This window comes from Stenotrophomonas sp. JAI102, assembly GCF_013409105.1.
GTDB classification, from domain to species: domain Bacteria; phylum Pseudomonadota; class Gammaproteobacteria; order Xanthomonadales; family Xanthomonadaceae; genus Stenotrophomonas; species Stenotrophomonas maltophilia_AA.
Window position 1 is genome coordinate 1,638,279 of sequence record NZ_JACCCI010000001.1, and the last position, 11,840, is coordinate 1,650,118.

Annotated in this window: 10 protein-coding genes; 4 read left to right on the forward strand and 6 right to left on the reverse strand. The window is 67.8% G+C overall.

Features of this window, described 5'->3' with window-relative positions; genetic code table 11:
- Positions 1 to 48: 48 nt before the first annotated feature.
- A complete protein-coding gene (locus HDC96_RS07650) occupies positions 49 to 1,857 on the forward strand; it encodes a DUF885 domain-containing protein (protein ID WP_179459397.1) in 1,809 nt (602 codons plus the stop codon).
- Between the two features lie 128 nt (positions 1,858 to 1,985).
- Here the strand turns inward: HDC96_RS07650 and smrA are convergent, their stop codons facing one another.
- Entirely contained in the window at positions 1,986 to 3,818 is a 1,833-nt protein-coding gene (smrA, locus tag HDC96_RS07655; RefSeq protein WP_179459398.1) for a multidrug efflux ABC transporter SmrA, read from the reverse strand.
- 89 nt (positions 3,819 to 3,907) lie between these two features.
- Positions 3,908 to 5,485 carry a serine hydrolase gene (locus HDC96_RS07660; protein WP_179459399.1) on the reverse strand — a complete coding sequence of 526 codons (1,578 nt, stop codon included), beginning with the start codon at positions 5,483 to 5,485 and terminating at the stop codon, positions 3,908 to 3,910.
- A 111-nt stretch (positions 5,486 to 5,596) separates the two neighbouring features.
- Here HDC96_RS07660 and HDC96_RS18360 point away from each other — a divergent pair, with 111 nt between their 5' ends.
- Together HDC96_RS18360 and HDC96_RS07670 are read left to right on the forward strand one after the other, a co-directional pair.
- A complete protein-coding gene (locus tag HDC96_RS18360; RefSeq protein WP_257018609.1) occupies positions 5,597 to 5,746 on the forward strand; it encodes a hypothetical protein in 150 nt (49 codons plus the stop codon).
- Positions 5,743 to 6,561 carry a DUF72 domain-containing protein gene (locus HDC96_RS07670; protein WP_179459400.1) on the forward strand — a complete coding sequence of 273 codons (819 nt, stop codon included), beginning with the start codon at positions 5,743 to 5,745 and terminating at the stop codon, positions 6,559 to 6,561. The genes HDC96_RS18360 and HDC96_RS07670 overlap by 4 nt, the downstream gene beginning before the upstream one ends.
- A gap of 5 nt (positions 6,562 to 6,566) precedes the next feature.
- On the opposite strand, the gene HDC96_RS07675 is transcribed toward HDC96_RS07670, so the two are convergent.
- Complete coding sequence (locus HDC96_RS07675; protein WP_179459401.1) at positions 6,567 to 7,223, reverse strand: Pr6Pr family membrane protein; 657 nt, start codon at positions 7,221 to 7,223, stop codon at positions 6,567 to 6,569.
- Positions 7,224 to 7,301: 78 nt separating this feature from the next.
- Here HDC96_RS07675 and HDC96_RS07680 point away from each other — a divergent pair, with 78 nt between their 5' ends.
- Positions 7,302 to 8,249, forward strand: coding sequence for a DMT family transporter (locus HDC96_RS07680; protein WP_179459402.1), 948 nt, complete (start codon positions 7,302 to 7,304; stop codon positions 8,247 to 8,249).
- A 13-nt stretch (positions 8,250 to 8,262) separates the two neighbouring features.
- On the opposite strand, the gene HDC96_RS07685 is transcribed toward HDC96_RS07680, so the two are convergent.
- The 3 genes from HDC96_RS07685 to HDC96_RS07695 all read right to left on the reverse strand — a co-directional run bounded on the left by HDC96_RS07685 (position 8,263) and on the right by HDC96_RS07695 (position 11,801).
- Positions 8,263 to 9,333, reverse strand: a complete 1,071-nt coding sequence (locus HDC96_RS07685; protein WP_179459403.1) for a sensor domain-containing diguanylate cyclase — start codon at positions 9,331 to 9,333, stop codon at positions 8,263 to 8,265.
- Between the two features lie 66 nt (positions 9,334 to 9,399).
- On the reverse strand, positions 9,400 to 10,122 hold the full coding sequence (locus tag HDC96_RS07690; RefSeq protein ID WP_019184431.1) for a pseudouridine synthase: 723 nt from the start codon (positions 10,120 to 10,122) through the stop codon (positions 9,400 to 9,402).
- A gap of 56 nt (positions 10,123 to 10,178) precedes the next feature.
- On the reverse strand, positions 10,179 to 11,801 hold the full coding sequence (locus HDC96_RS07695) for a diguanylate cyclase (protein WP_179459404.1): 1,623 nt from the start codon (positions 11,799 to 11,801) through the stop codon (positions 10,179 to 10,181).
- Between the last annotated feature and the right edge of the window lie 39 nt (positions 11,802 to 11,840).

The window sequence follows — 11,840 nt, forward strand, 5'->3', positions numbered from 1 at the left end:
GGGCCATCGGCCCTATGCTCGGGGATTGTCCCCAGTACAGGAACACCGATGCGCCAGCATCTGCTTGCCCTCGCCCTGATCGCCGCCCTTGGTGGCTGCCAGCAGGCCGACTCCCCGACGCCCGCCACCGGCACCGAAGCGGCCACCCCGGCCGGCGATGCCGCGGTCGATGCGGCCTTCGCCGACCTGTCCAAGCGCGCCCTGGACACCTGGATGCAGCTGTCCCCGATCAGCGCCACGCAGATCGGCGACCACCGCTACGACAGCGAGATCGACGATCTCAGCGCCGCCGGCCAGCAGAAGGTGCTGACCGCGTACAAGGCGCTGCTGGGCGATCTGGACAAGATCGATGTCAGCAAGCTCTCGCGCGAAAACCAAGTGGATGCGGCGATCCTGCGCAACCAGCTGCAGTCCGAAGTCTGGACCGCGGAAGTGCTGCAGTCGCCCAAGTGGGATCCGCAGATGTACAACGGCATGGCCGGCAGCGCGCTGTACGGCCTGATGGCGCGTGAGTTCGCGCCGCTGCCCGACCGCCTGAAGTCGGCGACCGCGCGCATGGAGAAGCTGCCGCAGATCTTCGCCCAGGCCCGCGAGAACCTGGACCCGGCCCGCGTGCCGAAGATCCATGCCGAAACCGTGGCCAAGCAGAACCGCGGCATCCTCAGCATCGTCGATACCTTCATCACCCCGCACATCGGTGAACTGCCGGCCGAAGACCAGAAGCGTCTGCAGGCCGCGATCGAGGGTCTGAAGAAGGCCGTCGACGAACAGCAGACCTGGCTGGACAAGACCCTGGTGCCGAACGCCAAGGGTGACTTCCGCATCGGCGCCGACCTGTACGACCAGAAGCTGAAGTTCGCCCTGAACTCCTCGCTCTCGCGCGCCGAGATCGGCGAGCGCGCGCGTGCCGAACTCAAGCGCGTGCGCCAGGACATGTACGGCATCGCGCAGACCGTGCTCAAGGACAAGCCCGGTGCCCCGGCGCTGCCGGCCAACCCGAGCGACGCGCAGCAGCAGGCCGCGATCGAAGCCGCGCTTGAGCTGGCGTATGCCGACAAGCCGGCACGCGACAAGGTCGTTGAAGACGCCAAGGCCGCGCTGGAGCAGTCCACCGAATTCGTGCGCAAGCACGACCTGATGACGCTGCCGGATTCTCCGGTCGACATCATCCTGATGCCGGAATTCCAGCGTGGCGTGGCCGTGGCCTACTGCGATTCGCCGGGCCCGCTCGACAAGAACCTGAAGACCTTCTACGCGGTCTCGCCGATTCCGGACGACTGGACCGACAAGCAGGTCGATTCGTTCCTGCGCGAATACAACAGCCGCATGATCCACCTGCTGAGCATCCACGAAGGCACGCCGGGCCATTACCTGGAAGGCTGGCACTCGGGCAAGTTCCCGTCGACGCTGCGCGCAGTGCTGCGTTCGGGCCTGTTCGCGGAAGGCTGGGCGGTCTACACCGAGCGGATGATGCAGGAGCAGGGTTACCTGGACAACGATCCGCTGTTCCACCTGGTGCAGCTGAAGTTCTACCTGCGCACCATCTCCAACGCGATCCTGGACCAGGGCGTGCACGTGGACAACTGGACGCGTGAGCAGGCGATGCACCTGATGACCCACGACGCCTTCCAGCAGGAAAGCGAAGCCTCGGGCAAGTGGGTGCGTGCGCAGCTGACCTCCGCGCAGCTGCCGACCTACTTCGTCGGCGCGCAGGAACACTTCGACACGCGCAAGGCCGTGCAGGACAAGCAGGGGGCGAAGTTCAACCTGAAGGCCTACCACGACCAGATGCTGTCCTACGGCGCTCCGCCGGTGCGCTTCGCGCGCCAGCTGATGCTGGACCAGCCGATCGAGTAGATCCACGCCATGCGTGGATGAGCCTATCGATAAATCCACGCCATGCGTGGATGAGCCTGCAGACGGCCCGGGAATCCCGGGCCGTTTTTCTTGTCACGGAACCAGATGCCTCCACGCAGAGCGTGGCCCTACGCGTCGGCGGCCACGAATCCACCGGTCTGCCGCGCCCACAGGCGTGCATACAACCCGCCCGCCGCGATCAGCTCGGCGTGCGTGCCGGTCTCCGCGATGCGGCCCTGGTCCATCACCACCAGCCGGTCCATCCGCGCGATGGTGGACAGCCGGTGCGCGATCGCGATCACCGTCTTGCCGGTCATCAGCTCGTCCAGGTTGTCCTGGATCGCCGCCTCCACTTCCGAATCCAGCGCCGAGGTGGCTTCGTCCAGGACCAGGATCGGCGCATCCTTGAGCAGCACCCGCGCGATCGCGATGCGCTGGCGCTGGCCACCGGAGAGCTTCACCCCGCGCTCGCCGACGTGCGCGTCGTAGCCACGACGCCCTTCCCCGTCCACCAGCGTGTCGATGAAGGCCGAGGCACGCGCCTTGGCCACCGCCGCATGCAGCTGTTCCTCGGTCGCATCGGGGCGCCCGTAGAGCAGGTTGTCGCGGATCGAACGGTGCAGCAGCGAGGTGTCCTGGGTGACCACGCCGATCTGCCGGCGCAGGCTCTCCTGGGTAACCCCTGCGATGTCCTGGCCGTCGATGCGGATCTGCCCGCTTTCCAGGTCATAGAGGCGCAGCAGCACGTTGACCAGGGTCGACTTGCCGGCCCCCGAGGGACCGACCAGGCCGATCTTCTCGCCCGCTTTCACGTTCAGATCGAGCCCGGCGATCACCCCGCCGCTCTTGCCGTAATGGAAATGGATGTGATCGAAATGCACGGCGCCCTGGCTGACCTGCAAGGGCACGGCATCGGCACGGTCCTGCACGGTCAGCGGCTGCGAGATGGTGGTGATGCCGTCCTGCACCGTACCGATATCCTCGAAGATGCCGTTGATGGTCCACATGATCCAGCCGGACATGTTGTGGATGCGGATCACCAGGCCGGTGGCCAGGGTGATCGCGCCCACCGTGATGTGCCCACCGTTCCACAACCACAGCGCCAGCGCGCAGGTGCCCACGATCAGGAAACCGTTGACGACGGCGATGGTCACTTCCAGCCCGGTGGTGACCCGGGTCTGGCCGCGGTGCTTGGTTGCCAGTTCCCCGATCGCTTCGGCCACGTAGGCCTGCTCGCGCCCGCCATGGGCGAACAGCTTCAGCGTGGGCACGTTGGTGTAGCCATCCACGATGCGGCCCATCGCCTTGGAACGCGCCTCCGAGGCAAGCCACGCCCGCTCCTTGGCGCGCGGTACGAAGTACCACATGATCACCACGTAGCTGCCCATCCACAGGGCCAGCGGAATCATCAGCCGCCAGTCGGCCTGTGCGAACAGGTACAGCGCAGTGCCGGTGTAGACCAGGATGTACCAGACCGAATCGACCATCTGCACCGCCGATTCACGCAGCGAGGTGCCGGTCTGCATCACCCGGTTGGCCATGCTGCCGGCGAAGTCGTTCTGGAAGAAGCTCAGGCTCTGCCGCACCACGTAGTTGTGCATCAGCCAGCGCGAGCGGTTGCTCAGCCCCGGCACGATCGCCTGGTTGACCAGCAGACTGTGCAGCGATACCAGCAGTGGCCGTGCGATCAGGGTGATGCCGGCCATCCACATCAGCGTGTTGGCATGCCGTGCAAAGAAACCACTGCCGGGCTGCTCGGCGACCATGTCCACGATGCGGCCAAGGAAATCGAACATCGCCACTTCGACCAGTGCCAGCAGCAGGCCGGCGATCAAGGTGGCCAGCAGCACCGGCCAGACCGGGCGCAGGTAATGGATATAGAACGGCACCACCTTGCGGGGTGGCATGCGCGCATCGATCGGCGGGAACACCGGAATAATCGACTCGAACCAGCGGAACATCGCAGTGCACCGAAAACAAAACAGGCCGCGATTATCCCACCGCGGCCTGCCCTTTTACTCTCACCCCCCTCACACGCTGGCGACGGGGTTCAGCCGTTGGCCTCGACGGCGATCGGCATCAGCAGCAGGTCCTGGAAATCGAAACTGAAATCGGTGAGCGAGGACACCGCCTGCATGCGCACCTCGCGGACCTTGCCGTCCGGATCGAGGCTGAAATTCACGAAGGCATCGGCATTGAGCGAGCGATCATCCCAGCGCACCAGGAAGGTATCGTGCTGCCAATGCTCCAGCGTGCCGATCAACTGCGCGGTCTTGCCGAAGCGCAGGCGCAGCTTGCCACCCTGCTGTTCGACGAACACATCGCCGTACCACGCGTCGCGGTAACCACCGGCATAGCGTGCCAGCGGCAGCGACGGCCTGGATTTGGCATCGCGCGCGGCCTGATGCTTTGCCCAGCCTTCGTCTGCTTTCTCCTGTGACTTGGCGACGGCAGCGGCATAGGCGGCGACCCAGTCGGTGGCCGGGGCCTGCAGGTAAGCGTCCAGCGCTTCCATCGTGATCGCGTTGAAGGCTGCGCCGACTTCCTGGTTGGTGAGCACTACGATGCCCAGCTTGTGCTCCGGCACCAGGGTCACGCGCGACACCATCCCCGGCCAGCCGCCGGTATGCCAGACCAGTTTCTGGCCGCGGTAGTCGCTGAGGCTCCAGCCTTCGCCATAGCCGGCGAAATTCGGCCGCGCCGCGGCCAGCTGCGGCACGCTCGGCTCGGGCACGACCTGCGGCGTGATCATCTGCCACATCGCCTGCTGGGTCTTGGCGGTGAACAGCGGCTGCCCGTTCTCCAGCGTGCCCTGGGCCAGCTGCACGTTCATCCAGCGCGCCATGTCGTGGACGCTGGAATAGATGCCGCCGGCGCCGGCATTGTTGGACCAGGTCAGCGGCGCGACGGTGCGCAGCTGGCTGAAATCGTACTTGGCGTGCCCGACCGCGGCGTTGTCGCCGGGCTGCAGATGGTCGGCGTTGTAGCGGGTGCCGCGCATTCCGACCGGCGTGAAGATGTGCTGCTGCAGGAAGTCCGCATAGGTCTGCCCGGACACCTGCTCGATCACCTGCTGGGCGACCGCGTAGAGAATGTTGTCGTAAGCATAGCGATCGCGGAAACCGGCTTTCAGCGGCACCTTGCCCAGACGCTGCACCACCTCTTTGTTGCTGTAGGAGGTGGTCGGCCAGAACAGCAGGTCGCCCGCCCCCAGGCTCAGGCCACTGCGGTGCGAAAGCAGATCGCGGATGCGCATCTCGCCGGTGACGTAGGGATCGGACATGCGGAAGCCGGGCAGATGATCGATCACGCGATCATCCATCTTCAGCTTGCCCTGCTCAGCCAGCAGGTTCAGCGAGGTGGCGGTGAACGCCTTGGTGTTGGAGGCGATCGCGAACAGCGTATCGGCCTGGACCGGATCCGGCTTGCCCAGTTCGCGCACGCCGTAGCCGCGCTCCATCACCACCTTGCCATCCTTGACCACCGCCACGGCGATGCCGGGAATGTCGAACGCGGTGCGAGCGCGTTCGATGGTGGCGTCCAGCCGCTGCAGTTCGGCCGGCACCGCAGCCGATGCCAAGGGTGCGCATGCAAGCAGCACGGCGCCTCCGATCCAGGATGTGTTCAAGCAGTGTCTCCGGTTGCGTGTGGCGGGGGCGTCGAGGGTGCCGATGCCCCGGTTTCGCACGATGGTAACGCGGCCCGGATCAGGCTCGCCTGTGCCAGAAGGAGGCCCGTCATGACCGCGCCCGCCGCGACCACCGCCACCCTCATTCCCTGCCTGCGCTACCGCGATGGGCACGCTGCGATTGTCTGGCTGCATATGGAAGGCTGCCTGTGGTGGTTCGGCTGTCGCGATCCGTGGGCCGACCCCGCGGGCGTCGCATGAGCACAGCGGCCGGTTCCATCCGCACGGGTATCGGTGGCTGGGTGTTCCCGGCGTGGCGCGGCGGTGCGTTCTATCCCGCCGGGCTGCCGCAGCGCGAGGAACTGGCTTACGCCAGCCAACAGCTGGGCTGCATCGAGATCAACAGCACGTTCTACCGCGCGCAGAAGCCGGCCATCTATGCCCAGTGGCGCGAACAGACGCCCGAAGGCTTCCGCTTCTCGGCCAAGGCGCCGCGCACGATCACCCAGACCCATGACCTCACCACGGTCGGCGAACGTGCCGAGCATTTCATTGATGGCATCGCGGCGCTGGAAGACCGGCTGGGCCCGTTGATCTGGCAGTTCGGCGACAGCCATCCGGCCGGTGCGGCCGAGTTCGATCAGTTTCTGGAGATGCTGCCGCGTAAGGTCGACGGTCACCGCCTGCAGCACGTACTGGAGGTGCGCAATCCCGCGGCATGGACGCCTGGACTGCTGACCGCCGCCCGTGCGCATGGCGCCGCGCTGGTGTTCAGTGGCTCGGACGAGCATCCCAGTTTCGCCGACCCCACGGCGGACGTCATCTATGCGCGGTTGATGGGCTCGCGCGCCAACCTGCGTGCCGGCTACCCGGCGCGTGCGATGGAGCAGTGGTGCCTGCGTGCGATGCGCTGGGCCCGGGGCGAGGACAATCCGGACCTGCCCCATCTCGGGGCGGAGGTGCCTGCCTCGCCGCCGCGCGAGGTCTATGTGCTCTTCATCGGGGCGGCCAAGCAGCGCAATCCCGGCGCGGCGATGGCGCTGCGCGACCAGCTGGAGCAGCTCGGCGGCGGCTGACGCCCTTATCCGCGCCGGCGGCGTTGCGCCAGCGCGCCATCCAGCCACCACAGCAGACCGCCGCAGACGACGAACACCACCGCCACGGCCAGCACGTTGCGCAGGACCAGCACGGGGCCCAGCGTGCCCAGGTCCAGGAAGGGGTACGGGTACTGGCCACTGACCCGGCCGACCAGCAGCGCCCAGCCGAGATAGACCATCGGAAACGCCAGCGCGCCGAACAGCCCGCGCCGGTGCAGGCCACCGTGCGGCCCGCCCAGCCAGCCCAGCAGGTACAGCACCGGCACCGCATAATGCAGTCCCGCGTCTGCCCACCATTGCGCGCCCTGTGGGTGCCACAACGGGCGCAGGATGATCACGTAGATCAACCCGGTGATGCCGATGAACAACGCCACCGCCGCGCGCGGGACGGGGCCGGCCAGGCCGTCGCCACGGCCACGCACCAGCGCCAGGCAGACCGCCGCCACCCCGATGTTGCTGAGGATGGTGAAGTAGCCCAGGTAACGCAGCGTCGCGTCCGCCGTACCCAGGCCGGGCGTGCGCAGCAGCAGGTGGTACTGCAGCAGCAGGGAGGCCACCGCAATGACCGCGGTCAGGCCGGCCCAGCCGCGCAGCGCGGGGGTCGGGGCGGCACGGACAGGTTCGGTGCGAAGGCGGGTCATCGCCGCAGGATGCCACGACCATGCAAAGGAGCGCGTGGAAGGCATCCTTCGCGGCGCGGCTTGCCGCACAATATGCCGATGCCGATGACCGATACCCGCAGAGCCCTGCTGCAAATCCATTTCTGTGTGCTGCTGTGGGGCGTCACTGCCATCCTCGGCAAGCTGATCACCCTGCCCGCCCTGCCGCTGGTGTGGTGGCGCATGCTGCTGGTGGTGGCGATGCTGGCGCTGGTGCCACGCGTGTGGCGCGGCCTGCGCCAACTGTCGCCACGCCTGGTGGCCGGCTACTGCGGCGTGGGCGCCCTGGTCGCCCTGCACTGGCTGACCTTCTATGGTGCGGTGAAGCTGGCCAATGCCTCGGTGGCGGCCACCTGCATCGCGCTGGCGCCGGTGTTCACCGCGGTGATCGAACCCTGGGTGGCCAAGCGTCCCTTCCAGTTCCGCGAGCTGGCCTTCGGCCTCCTGGTACTGCCCGGCGTCGCACTGGTGGTCGGTGGCGTGCCGGACGGCATGCGCCTGGGCGTGCTCATCGGCGCGTTGTCGGCACTGCTGGTGGCCATCTTCGGCTCGTTCAACAAGCGCCTGGTCAGCCACGCCGACCCGCTGACCGTGACCGCGCTGGAACTCGGTGCGGGCACCCTCACCCTGACCCTGCTGGCGCCGGCGCTGCCGTTCCTGCTGCCGGCCCTGGCCAGCCCGCTGTGGGTGATCCCGGACCTGCACGACGGCCTGCTGCTGCTGGCCCTGGCCGGGCTGTGCACGCTGCTGCCGTTCGCGCTCGCGCTGGTGGCGCTGCGCCATATCAGCGCCTATACCTCTCAGTTGGTGACCAACCTCGAACCGGTCTACGCGATCCTGCTGGCGATGGTGCTGCTCAGCGAGCAGCGCGAGTTGACGCCGCTGTTCTATGCGGGCGTGGCGATCATCGTCGGGGCGGTGTTCCTGCACCCGCTGCTCAACCGCCGCAGGAAGGTCCAGCACCCGGAAATCCTGGCGACCTCCGAGGCGCGCAACATCGCCGAGTGAGGCGAAGCCGGCCTCAGTCGGCGCGGATGACCCGGTTGCGGCCGTCGCCCTTGGCCCGGTACAGCGCTGCGTCGGCGCGGGCCAGGGTCTGCTCGATCGCGTCGCCATGGCGGTGCGCGGCCACCCCGATGCTGATCGTCAGCGGCAGGCCCAGCGGCAGATCGGCCACCGCCATGCGCAGGAAGTCGCACTGCAGTTCGGCCGTGGCCAGCGGGGTATCGGGCATCAGCACCACGAACTCTTCGCCGCCGTAGCGCGCGGCCAGGCCGTGCCCGGCGAAATGCGCGCGCAGCAGCCGCGCCAGTTCCGCCAGTACATGGTCGCCGGTGGCGTGGCCGTAGAGATCGTTGACGGTCTTGAAGTGATCGATGTCGAGCAGCGCCACCGCGGTCGCACGCGGTTGGCCGTCGGCATCGACCACGGCCGCTTCCAGCGCGGTGCTCATCGCGCGGCGGTTGGGCAGGCCGGTGAGCGGATCGGTCCGGCTCTGCTCGGCCAGGTCCGCGTTCTGCTGTTCCAGCAGTTCGTTGTATTCGGCCAGGCGCTGCTCGTACCAGGCGCGGTCGGTCATGTGCTGCTGGATCTCATGGGCGTACCGGCGCAGTTCCATCACCAGCGAGACCTGCCGCGACAACGCCGACAAGGCCTCGCGCTGGCCGACGCTGAGGTGCCCCGGGTGGGCATCGAACACGCACAGCGTGCCCAGCGGCAGCCCTTCGCTGCTCAGCAGGGGGGCGCCGGCATAGAACCGGACGTGCGGATCGTCGACCACCACCGGATTGTCGAAGAAGCGCGGATCGGCAAGGGCGTCCTCGACCACCATCACCTGGTCCGGCTGCAGGATGGCGTGGCCGCAGAAGGAAATATCCCGGTGCGTTTCAGCCGCCTCGAGCAGCTGCCGCGACTTGAACCACTGGCGGTCCTGGTCGACCAGGGTCACCGCGCCCATGCGGGTGCCGCACAGCGCGGTGGCGATCGTGACCAGATCGTCGAAGGAGCGCTCGCGCGGGGTGTCCAGGATCTGGTAGCGCTGCAGCGCCAACAGGCGCTGCGCTTCGTTGTCCGGTTTGGACGGCTTGATCATCGTGGCAGGCGGTAGCGTGTGCCTGCGCAGTCTAGCCCGGGTGGCGCCATCCGGGGACGCACGGCATCACCAGTCCAGCTGTTTGGGCAGCAGGCCCTTGAGCTCGGCATCGGTGAGGTTGCGCCACTGCCCCGGCTTGAGCGCGCCGAGCTTGATGTTGTCGATGCGCACGCGGCGCAGCTGGGTGACGCGGAAGCCGAACGCGGCGGCCATCAGGCGGATCTGCCGGTTCAGGCCCTGCTGCAGGGTGATCCGGAAGCCGAACTTGGCCAGCTTGCTGGTCCGGCACGGCAGCGTGACTTCATCGCGGATGCGCACGCCACGGGCCATGCCGCGCAGGAACTCATCGGTGACGGCCTTGTTGACCGCGACCATGTATTCCTTCTGGTGGCCGTTCTCGGCGCGCAGGATCTGGTTGACGATGTTGCCGTTGCTGGTCAGCAGGATCAGGCCTTCCGAATCCTTGTCCAGGCGGCCGATCGGGAAGATGCGCTGCTCGTGGCCGACAAACTCCACGATGTTGCCCTTCACCGAGCTCTCGGTGGTGCAGGTGATGCCCACCGGCTTGTTCAGCGCGATGTAGACGTGCTTGCGGCCACCGGCCTTCTTCGCTTCGCGGGCGCGCAGCGGCTGGCCGTCGACCAGCACCACGTCCTGTTCGCCCACCACCGCACCGGTGCCGGCCGGATGGCCGTTCACGGTGACGCGGCGCTCGCCGATCAGGCGGTCGGCTTCGCGCCGGGAACAGAAGCCGGTGTCGGCGATATGCTTGTTGAGTCGGGTTGTCATCGGCCCATTATCGGGCAAAAGGCGGCCGCCGCTGCGTTTTTCCGCGCGCCGGCGGTTCAGGCCGATACCGGCTCGCCGGCCGTCGTGGTGCGCTCGCCATCGTGAATCTGGTTGCGGCCGTTGCGCTTGGCGCGGTACATGGCGTGGTCGGCCCGACGCAGCAGCCCGGCCAGGTCATCGCTGCCGGGCCTGAGCACCGCCAGGCCGATGCTGGCCGAGACCGTCAGGCCGGGGATGCCGAGCGCCTGGGTGACCGCCGCCACCTGCTGGCGTACCGTCTCCAGCCGCGCCACGGCGGCGGCATGACCGGCCCCGGGCAGCAGCACCAGGAATTCTTCCCCGCCCATCCGGATCACGTCGTCGTGGTTGCGCACCGACCCGCGCAGCGCGCGCGCCACCGCGACCAGGACCTGGTCGCCCACGTCATGGCCGTACTGGTCGTTGATGTCCTTGAACAGATCGATGTCGAGGAAACCAATCGCCAACGCGTGCGGCGGCTGGTGCGCACGCTCCAGGTACTCGGCCAGCAGGCGCAGGCCGGCCCGGCGATTGGGCAACCCGGTCAGCATGTCGGTGTCGGCCAGCTGGCGCATTTCATCGCGCTGGCGACGCAGGCGCCCGAGCCGCAGGTTGAGCGCATAGGCGGCCATCATCAGGAACCAGGTGGCCGCCAGCTGCAGTACTTCGATCCGGTAGGCCACCAGCCAGCGCGCATCGAGCGCATCGGCCACGATCATGATCCACCACGGGGCCAGTGCGGCCAGCCCCGGCAGTGCGTGCGCATCGCGCCGCCACACCCCCCACAGGCCCGCGCCGAGGCACAGCGTGCAGGCCGCCAGGAAGGTCCACTCCAGCACGAGCGCCACCGCACCCAGCCCCTCCAGCCCCCACAGCGGTACGCTCAGCCCGATCGCGATCAGCCCCCACAGCACGAGATGCTGCACCGGGCGCGAGCGCGGCCAGCGCCGGTGACCGCCGCTGAGCCGCCACAGGACGGGCAGCAGCAGCGCCTCGCTGAATGCCGCGAGCGCGACCAGCCACCAGGAGGCACGGTCCTGCACCGGCAGCCAGGGCTCCGGATAGCCACTCAGCCCGCCGAGCACGGCCTGCCACAGCACGAACACAGCGCAGGCACCGACATAGACCAGGAAGGACTGATCGCGGGTGGTGACCCAGCCCATCAGCGCCGACAGCGCCAGGGCAATCGCCACCGCGATGCAGGCCGCACGCACCAGCAGGCGGGCGGTGTCGTTCTGCTGGACCGGACTGGGCGCGCCGAGCTGGATCGTCGGCACCCAGCCGTCCTTGAGCGGGCGGGTCCAGGAGACCACGATCGGCTCGTGATCGCCGGCCTCCGGCACCACCACCAACCCGACCCCGGCGCGGAAGCGCGAATCGCGCGTGCGGGCATCGTGCATGCTGCCGCAGATCTCGCGGTCGCCGTGGCTGATACGCACTTCGCCGGTCAGCACCCCGAACACATCCACCGCCTGGGGCTTGCCCGACCAGCCGGCGGCGGGCGCCGGGATCGAGAGCACTTCCTGATGGCGCGCCAGCACATCCGGTGTGCAGGCACGCTGCGGCGTCACTTCATCGGTCGCCCCGCCGAGCAACAGGAAATCCTGGCCCACGCGCGGGCCCGCCTGCAGGCTCCATGGCAACAGCCACAGCAGCACCATGATCAGCGCCGCCCACCCGATTGAATACCCGCCCCCGTT

Bases quoted from the DNA above. Each gene is read 5' to 3' on its own strand.
- HDC96_RS07690 (WP_019184431.1), bottom strand. From the start codon at position 10,122: ATGACAACCCGACTCAACAAGCATATCGCCGACACCGGCTTCTGTTCC.
- HDC96_RS07695 (WP_179459404.1), bottom strand. From the start codon at position 11,801: ATGGTGCTGCTGTGGCTGTTGCCATGGAGCCTGCAGGCGGGCCCGCGC.
- HDC96_RS18360 (WP_257018609.1), top strand. From the start codon at position 5,597: ATGACCGCGCCCGCCGCGACCACCGCCACCCTCATTCCCTGCCTGCGC.
- HDC96_RS07685 (WP_179459403.1), bottom strand. From the start codon at position 9,333: ATGATCAAGCCGTCCAAACCGGACAACGAAGCGCAGCGCCTGTTGGCG.
- HDC96_RS07670 (WP_179459400.1), top strand. From the start codon at position 5,743: ATGAGCACAGCGGCCGGTTCCATCCGCACGGGTATCGGTGGCTGGGTG.
- HDC96_RS07675 (WP_179459401.1), bottom strand. From the start codon at position 7,223: ATGACCCGCCTTCGCACCGAACCTGTCCGTGCCGCCCCGACCCCCGCG.
- smrA (WP_179459398.1), bottom strand. From the start codon at position 3,818: ATGTTCCGCTGGTTCGAGTCGATTATTCCGGTGTTCCCGCCGATCGAT.
- HDC96_RS07680 (WP_179459402.1), top strand. From the start codon at position 7,302: ATGCCGATGACCGATACCCGCAGAGCCCTGCTGCAAATCCATTTCTGT.
- HDC96_RS07650 (WP_179459397.1), top strand. From the start codon at position 49: ATGCGCCAGCATCTGCTTGCCCTCGCCCTGATCGCCGCCCTTGGTGGC.